The sequence below is a fragment of the Mycobacterium sp. E796 genome (genome assembly GCF_001672815.1).
Lineage (GTDB): Bacteria > Actinomycetota > Actinomycetes > Mycobacteriales > Mycobacteriaceae > Mycobacterium.
In genome coordinates, this window is record NZ_LZKK01000080.1 from 47,117 (window position 1) to 54,561 (window position 7,445).

Annotated in this window: 7 protein-coding genes; 4 read left to right on the forward strand and 3 right to left on the reverse strand. The window is 67.9% G+C overall.

What is annotated here, in order from left to right:
* The first annotated feature begins 4 nt into the window (after nucleotides 1-4).
* The 3 genes from A5706_RS06995 (at nucleotide 5) to A5706_RS07005 (ending at nucleotide 3,603) form a co-directional block, all read left to right on the forward strand.
* A complete protein-coding gene (locus A5706_RS06995) occupies nucleotides 5-1,489 on the forward strand; it encodes an aldehyde dehydrogenase family protein (protein ID WP_068128529.1) in 1,485 nt (494 codons plus the stop codon).
* A 168-nt stretch (nucleotides 1,490-1,657) separates the two neighbouring features.
* Complete coding sequence (locus tag A5706_RS07000) at nucleotides 1,658-2,803, forward strand: thiolase family protein (RefSeq protein ID WP_068128531.1); 1,146 nt, start codon at nucleotides 1,658-1,660, stop codon at nucleotides 2,801-2,803.
* A 53-nt stretch (nucleotides 2,804-2,856) separates the two neighbouring features.
* The gene (locus tag A5706_RS07005; RefSeq protein WP_068128553.1) at nucleotides 2,857-3,603 is read left to right on the forward strand and encodes a crotonase/enoyl-CoA hydratase family protein; all 747 of its coding nucleotides are present in this window, start codon (nucleotides 2,857-2,859) and stop codon (nucleotides 3,601-3,603) included.
* Here the strand turns inward: A5706_RS07005 and A5706_RS07010 are convergent.
* Genes A5706_RS07010 through A5706_RS07020 form a run of 3 tightly spaced genes read right to left on the reverse strand, consistent with a single transcriptional unit; the run spans nucleotide 3,600 to nucleotide 6,267 of the window.
* The gene (locus A5706_RS07010) at nucleotides 3,600-4,616 is read right to left on the reverse strand and encodes an NAD(P)/FAD-dependent oxidoreductase (protein ID WP_068128533.1); all 1,017 of its coding nucleotides are present in this window, start codon (nucleotides 4,614-4,616) and stop codon (nucleotides 3,600-3,602) included. The two genes, A5706_RS07005 and A5706_RS07010, sit on opposite strands and share 4 nt — an antisense overlap.
* Nucleotides 4,613-5,113 carry an isoprenylcysteine carboxyl methyltransferase family protein gene (locus tag A5706_RS07015; RefSeq protein ID WP_068128535.1) on the reverse strand — a complete coding sequence of 167 codons (501 nt, stop codon included), beginning with the start codon at nucleotides 5,111-5,113 and terminating at the stop codon, nucleotides 4,613-4,615. The genes A5706_RS07010 and A5706_RS07015 overlap by 4 nt, the downstream gene beginning before the upstream one ends.
* Before the next feature lie 14 nt (nucleotides 5,114-5,127).
* Nucleotides 5,128-6,267: a type III polyketide synthase gene (locus A5706_RS07020; protein ID WP_369831812.1), complete on the reverse strand. Its 1,140-nt coding sequence runs from the start codon at nucleotides 6,265-6,267 to the stop codon at nucleotides 5,128-5,130.
* Nucleotides 6,268-6,654: 387 nt separating this feature from the next.
* On the opposite strand from A5706_RS07020, the gene A5706_RS07025 reads away from it, so the two are divergent.
* On the forward strand, nucleotides 6,655-7,445 hold a 791-nt coding region (locus A5706_RS07025), incomplete at its 3' end, for an NAD(P)H-binding protein (protein ID WP_231985080.1).

Here is a 7,445-nt window from a genome sequence, read left to right on the forward strand (position 1 = left end):
AAACATGACTGAGGCTGTAAAGGTCCGTTTCGAGCCGAAGATGATGATCGACGGCAAGCTCGTCGAGGGCGGGGCCGGCACCTTCACCAACATCAACCCCGCGACCGAGGAGCCGCTCGGTGAGGTCGCGGACGCGTCGAAGGAAGACATGCACCGCGCCATCGACGCCGCGCGGCGCGCCTTCGACGAGACGGACTGGTCGACCAACCGGGAGCTGCGCAAGCGCTGCCTGTTGCAGCTGCACGAGGCGATCGAATCGGAGAAGGAAGAGTTGCGCGAGGAGCTGATCCTCGAGGTCGGCTCGCCGCGGGCTATCACCTTCGGCCCCCAGCTGGACGCCCCACTCGAAGACGGACTGAAGTACCCGGCCAGGTTGATCGACGAGTACGCCTGGGAAACCGACCTCGGCGACAAGGTGATCAGCCTGACTGGCACGCTGACCACCCGCAAGGTCTGGCGCGAACCTGTGGGCGTGGTCGGCGCGATCGTGCCGTGGAACTTCCCGTTCGAGGTCACCCTCAACAAGCTCGGCCAGGCGCTGGGCACCGGCAACACCGTGGTCCTCAAGCCGGCGCCCAACACGCCGTTCAACGCGACCCGGCTCGGCCGGCTGATCGCCGAGAAGACCGACATTCCCGCGGGCGTCGTCAACGTTGTGACGGCGTCGGATCACTTTGTCGGCGAGGAACTTACGCTATCGCCGAAGGTGGACCTGATCTCCTTCACCGGTTCCACCGTGGTCGGCCAGCGGATCATGGAAAAGGGTGCCGCGACGATGAAGCGGCTGTTCCTGGAGCTGGGCGGCAAGTCAGCGACGATCGTCTTGGAGGACGCCGACTTCGGCGCGGCCTGCGCGATCGGCATCGCGCCCTGCATGCACGCCGGGCAGGGCTGCGCCAACCCCACCCGGATGCTGTTGCCGCGGTCCCGCTACGACGAGGGCGTCGCGATCCTCAAGAGCATCTACGAGAACGTCACGTGCGGCGACCCGCAGGATCCCGGAACCCTCTGCGGGCCGGTGATTTCGGAGGTGCAGCGCAACCGCGTGATGGGCTACATCCGCAAGGGCGTCGAGGAGGGCGCCACCGCGCTGGTCGGCGGCCCGGACGCGCCCACCGGCTTCGACAAGGGATTCTATGTCAGGCCAACGCTTTTCACCGACGTCGACAACTCCATGACCATCGCGCAGGAGGAAATCTTCGGTCCCGTGCTCGCGGTCATCCCGTATGACGACGAGGAGGACGCGATCCGGATCGCCAACGACAGCAAGTACGGGCTGGCGGGCAACGTGATGTCCGGGTCGCTGGAGCGTTCGCTGGCGGTGGCCCGCCGGATCCGGGCGGGCTTCATGGGCGTCAACGGCGGTGCCCCGTACGGCGCCGACACGCCGTTCGGCGGTTACAAGTACAGCGGGGTGGGCCGCCAGAACGGCGTCGCCGGCTTCGACCAGTACACCGAGATCAAGTCGGTGGCATACCCCGCCGGCTGACCGCCTCACTACCGCGAGCGTGCGTGGCTGCACAATGACACGCCGTGCGGCGCGTCATTGTGCGCACGCTCGCCGGGCGTCGCGCCCATGTCTGGACACCCCGGCCTTCGCCCGTCCAACCCCTTGGTTGACAATCGACGCAGACCCCAAGTCAAAGGAGACACCACCATGCCTGAAGCCGTCATCGTCGAGGCCGTCCGATCCCCGCTCGGTAAGCGCAACGGCGGGCTGTCCGGCGTGCACTCGGCCGACCTGTCCGCGCAGGTCCTCAACGGGCTGGTCGACAAGGCCGGCATCGACCCCGGGATCGTCGACGACGTCATCTGGGGTTGCGTCAGCCAGGCCGGCGAACAGGCCATCGACATTGCCCGCACCGCGGTGCTGACGGCCGGTTGGCCCGAGACCGTGCCGGGCGTGACCGTCGACCGCCAATGCGGGTCGAGCCAGCAGTCCATCCATTTCGCCGCGGCGGGCGTGGTGGCCGGGCACTACGACGTCGTCGTCGCTGGCGGTGTCGAGTCGATGTCACGCACCCCGATGGGATCGTCGCTGGCCAACGGCGGCAACCCGTACTCGCAGGCCTTCAAGGACCGGTACCACCGCACGCCGAATCAGGGCATCGGCGCGGAGATGATCGCCGAGCAGTGGGGCTTCGACCGGCTCGCGCTCGACGAGTTCTCCCTGGGATCGCACGAAAAGGCCGCCGCCGCACAGGATTCCGGCGCGTTCGACGACCAGATCGTGGGCATCAAGGACCAGGACGGCAATATCGTGCTGAAGGACGAGGGCATCCGCCGCGGCACCCCGATGGAAAAGATGGCGTCGCTGAAGCCCGCGTTCAAGGAGGACGGCGTGATCCATGCCGGCAACTCCTCGCAGATCACCGACGGCTCGGCCGCGATCCTGTTCATGTCCGCCGAGAAGGCCAAGGAACTGGGCCTCACCCCGATCGCCAAGGTGCACACCGCGGTACTGGCCGGCGCCGACCCGGTGATCATGCTGACGGCGCCCATCCCGGCGACGCAGAAGGCGCTGAAGAAATCGGGGCTGTCCATCGGCGACATCGGGGCCTACGAGGTCAACGAGGCGTTCGCGCCCGTTCCGCTGGCGTGGCTGAGGGACATCGGGGCCGACGAGAAGAAGCTCAACCCCAACGGCGGTGCCATCGCGCTGGGCCACCCGCTCGGCGGCTCGGGGGCGCGGCTGATGACCACGCTGCTGTACCACATGCGCGACAAGGGAATTCGCTACGGACTGCAGACGATGTGTGAGGGCGGCGGTCAGGCCAACGCCACGATCGTGGAACTGCTGTGACCGAAGCTGGCAACGGCCAGCCGGGAGCCCTCGTCGAGCACCGCGGCAACGTGATGGTCATAACCATCAACCGGCCGGAGGCTCGCAACGCGGTCAACGGGGCCGTCAGCATCGCCGTCGGGGATGCGCTGGAGCAAGCGCAACACGACCCCGACGTGCGGGCGGTGGTGATCACCGGCGCCGGGGACAAGTCGTTCTGCGCCGGCGCGGACCTCAAGGCGATCTCGCGCCGGGAGAACCTGTATCACCCCGAGCACGGCGAGTGGGGCTTCGCGGGTTACGTGCACCACTTCATCGACAAGCCGACGATCGCCGCGGTCAACGGCACAGCACTGGGCGGCGGCACGGAACTCGCGCTGGCCAGCGACCTGGTGGTCGCCGACGAGCGCGCCACGTTCGGGCTGCCGGAGGTGAAGCGGGGGCTGATCGCAGCCGCCGGCGGCGTCTTCCGGATCATGGACCAGCTGCCCCGCAAAGTGGCCATGGAATTGCTGTTGACCGGCGAGCCGATCACCGCGTCCGACGCCTTCGAATGGGGCCTGATCAACCAGGTGGTCAGCGAGGGCTCCGTGATGGACGCCGCGCTGGCCTTGGCGGCGCGGGTGACCGCCAACGCGCCGCTGTCGGTGCAGGCCAGCAAGCGCATCGCCTACGGCGTCGACGACGGCGTCATCGTCGGGGACGAACCCGGCTGGGAGCGCACCATGCGCGAGATGCGGACCCTGATCCGATCCGAGGACGCCAAGGAAGGACCCCTGGCGTTCGCCGAGAAGCGGGAGCCCGTCTGGAAGGCGCGCTAGCGGGCCAGGATGTTCACCGCGCGGTCGAACACGCCCGGCAGCAGCGTGCACGCCGGGACGATGGCGCGGCGGGCGACCCGCGGCGCGCTGCCCAGCACCAGCGCCCGGGTGAGCAGCCGGTAGTTGCGGGTGACCCGGTGCCATGCGGCCTCGTACGACGACGGGGCGTCGTTGGCGATGGCCTCGACCGCCGCGGCCGCCTGCTTGACCGCGAGGCTGATGCCCTCGCCGGTCAGGGCGTCCTCGTAGCCGGCCGCGTCACCCACCAGGAGCACCCGGCCCGCGACGCGGCGGGACACCACCTGGCGTAGCGGGCCACAGCCGCGGGCATGCCCGCGCTCGGCACCCTGCAGGTGGTGGGCCAGCCAAGGGAACCACGCCAGGTCGGGTCGCCCCCCGGAGAGGATCGCCACGCCGACCAGGTCCGGCTCCACCGGGGTCACGTAGGCCTCACCCCAGGGGGACCAGTGCACCTCCACGAACTCCGACCACGCCGGCACCTTGAAGTGCCACCGCACGCCGTGGCGCCGGGGCGTTCCGGCCCGGGCCTCGATGCCGACGGCGCGGCGCACCGGCGAGTGCAGCCCGTCGGCCGCCACCAACCATTTCGCGCGCACCCCCGCGGCGGTCACGCCGCGCGTGTCCTGCTGGACGTCGGTCACGCGGGCCCGAATCCACTCGGTGTCTTCCTCTTTGGCCCGCGCCGCCAGCGCCGAATGCAGCGTCGTGCGTCGCACGCCCCTGCCCGGCCCGCTGCGGAACCGCGCCTCCGCCCGGCGTTGTTCGTTTACGTAGGCGATGCCGCGAAGCGGCATCCCGGCCGGATCCACGCCGAGCGACGTCAGCTCGGCCAGACCGCCGGGCATCAACCCCTCGCCGCAGGCCTTGTCGATCGGGCCGTCGCGGGGCTCGGCCACGATCACCGAAAGCCCTTGGCGGCGAGCGTGTAACGCCGTCGCGAGGCCGCCCGGGCCGCCGCCGACGATCAGCAGGTCGGAGTCGTAGCCGCTCATACGTATCCCAAAGCGGAGTTCTCCACCCGCAGGCGCACCCGGAGCAACAGCGCGTTGGCCAGCGTGAAGATGATCGCCGTCAGCCACGCGGTGTGGACCAGCGGCAGCGCGAACCCCTCGGCCACCACGGCGACATAGTTCGGGTGGTGCAGCCACCGGTAGGGGCCCCGGACCACCAGCGGCGCGTAGGGCAACACGATCACCCGGGTGTTCCACCGCCGGCCCAGCGTCCGGATGCACCACCAGCGCAGCCCCTGGCTGGCCGCCAGCACCGCCACCATCGGCCAGCCCAGCCAGGGGATGAACGGGCGGTGCAGCGCCCAGGGTTCGATGAGGCAACCGAACAGCAGCGCGGTGTGCAGCGCGACCATCACCGGATAGTGGTTCTGGCCAAACTCCTTGCCGCCCTGGGCAAAAGACCATCGGGCGTTCCGTTGGGCGACCACCAGCTCGGCGAGTCGTTCGACGCCCACCGCGAGAATCAGCAAGTAGTACATAGCTGTATCGCGCCCTACCAGCTCAGCAGGACGAGTTCGGCGGAAAAGCCCGGTCCCATCGCGATCATCAGCCCGATGGAGCCCGGCGACGGTGGGTCGGCCATGGTGGCGTGCAGTATATCAAGCACCGAAACCGACGAAAGGTTTCCGTTGTTGCGCAACGAATTTCTGGTGTGCGCGAACGCATCCGGGGGCAACTCCAACACGTCTTGGACCGCGTCGATCACCTTCGGACCGGCGGCGTGCAACAGCCACGTCGACACGTCGGCTGTGCTCAGCCCGTGGTCGGCGAGGAAGTCGCGGATGTCGTCGCCCAGGTACTTCTCCACGATGGTCGCAATCTCCACCGACAGCACGATCTGAAACCCGCTGCTGCCGATGTTCCAGCCCAACACGTTCTCGGTGTCCGGGTAGGTCCGGCTGCGGGTGGCCAGCAGCTTGGGCCCGGCCCCCGATCTGGCAGCGCGGTCGGCGCCCACGGCGATCACGACGCCGGCACCATCGCCAAACAGGCTGGAAGCCACCAGGTTTGGGAGCGAATGGTCCTGGCGCTGCACGGTCAGCGAGCAGAGCTCGACCGCCAGCAGCACCGCCACGTCAGTGGGGAATGCGCGCAGGTAGTCGTGCACCCGGGCCATGCCGGCCGCGCCGGCGACGCAACCCAGGCCGAACAGCGGAACCCGCTTGACGTCCTGCCGAAATCCGAGTCGTGTGGCCAGCCGCGCCTCCAGCGACGGGACCGCTAACCCGGTCACCGTGGTCGAAAAGATGGCGTCGACCTCCGATGGCTTGACATTGGCCTGGTCAAGCGCGGTGAGCATCGCCTCCTCGGCCAGGTCGAGCGCGATTTCGATGTAGGCATCGTTGGCCTCGGTGAAGCCGCTCAGCTCGCCGTATCGCGACAGTGGTAGGGCGATGTTTCGGAACTCAACGCCGCTGCTCCGGGCGAACTTCCGAAATTCCGGACCCGCGAACTCGGTCAACGCGCCGATGGTCTCATCCTGCGTGTATCGATTGGGTGGGAACTTTACTGAAACTCCTGCGACGGACGGAACCGCCTCGGCTGTGAGCGTCCTCGATCTTGGCCGAACCGAATTACCCCCGATTATTTCCTCCATGTAGGGGGTCACGTTACCGCCGTCCGACAGGTTCAATGTGCGCTACGCCACAGCGTCGGGAATGCGGATTCCGGGCAGGCTGATGCGGCCCGCGCCGACAGCGCCGATGGCACCGGCATTCAACTAGGCCCAAAAAGCCTGGCCCGCAACGATTCTTCAATGCCGCATAACGGAGGCGACGTCGCGCTTGTTTGGCTGCGAGAGGCCACCGGAATCATCGTTGCCCGCGTTGTGTATTTCCCGATTTGATGCACACGAGTTCAATATGTCGCGTCCTAGCCTTTTGTACTCGAGTTGAATAAGAACGCCTTACGCGGCCCACGTTGCCGATGCCGGTATTGGTAATTCCGCGATATATACCGCTCTAACTTCCGGATCAGCGAAGCGATCGCATGCGCCCGCATCGTCGGTAGGGTCGGGAGTATGCGGATTCTGGTCACCGGCGCCACCGGTTATGTCGGTTCACGCCTGGTCACGGCGCTGCTGGAGGACGGGCATCAGGTCGTGACCGCCACCCGAAACCCGGAGCGGCTCAAGCGTTTAGGGTGGTTCGACGACGTGCTACCCGTCACCCTCGACGCGTCCAATCCAACATCTGTACGGCAAGCGATGGACGCCGCCGGCCCGATCGACGTGCTGTATTACCTGGTGCACGCGATCGGCCAGCCCGGCTTCCGCGACGCCGACCGGGCCGCGGCCGCCAACGTCGCGGTGGCGGCGGGGGACGCCGGCGTGCGGCGCATCGTCTACCTCGGCGGCTTCGTGCCGGCGGACGAGGCGCTGTCCGAGCATCTGGCCAGCAGGGCCGAGGTGGCCGAGGCCCTGACGGTCGAGGGCGGCCCGGAACTGGTGTGGCTGGGCGCGGCGATGATCATCGGGGCCGGCTCGACGTCGTTCGAGATGATGCGCTACGTGGGCGACCGATTCCCGCTCATGCCGATTCCGAACTGGATGGACAACCCGATCGACCCGGCCGACCGGCACGGCGGCGTGCCACCTGCCGGAGATCCGCGCATACGTCTTGAGCAGCTCGCGGTAGGAGGTCGTGGTGGGCCCGGAGATGTCGTAGGCGCCCGCGGGCACCCGATCGGGGTACGCCGCGGCGACGAGATAGTGCAAGACGTCGCGGATGGAGATCGGGTCGATCGGGTTGTCCATCCAGTTCGGAATCGGCATGAGCGGGAATCGGTCGCCCACGTAGCGCATCATCTCGA